Genomic DNA, 248 nt, shown 5'->3' with positions numbered 1-248 from the left:
TTTAGGTAAAAGCAGTACCGTTCTTTAACAATCTGGAAGAAGTAAAGTTTTATTTAAGCGTGTGAGAAATCACACACTTAGGGTAGTAAAACTCATCATCACAAGTAGTAAATGCTTAGAACTATAGCCGTCAAGGTTATAGGGACAAGTGAATAAGTGCACATGGCGGATGCCTTGGCGATTACAGGCGATGAAGGACGTAGTAGCTTGCGATAAGCTGCGGGGAGCTAGCAAACAAGCTTTGATCC

General features: G+C 41.9%; 1 rRNA gene. It reads left to right on the top strand.

Features of this window, described 5'->3' with window-relative positions:
• Positions 1-142 precede the first annotated feature (142 nt).
• Positions 143-248, top strand: a 23S ribosomal RNA gene (locus GTP45_RS27895); the annotation flags it as partial.

The sequence above is a fragment of the Duganella rivi genome, assembly GCF_009857435.1.
In the GTDB taxonomy this organism is placed as follows: Bacteria; Pseudomonadota; Gammaproteobacteria; order Burkholderiales; family Burkholderiaceae_D; genus Rugamonas; species Rugamonas rivi.
This window is presented reverse-complemented; position numbering and strand designations above follow the sequence as displayed.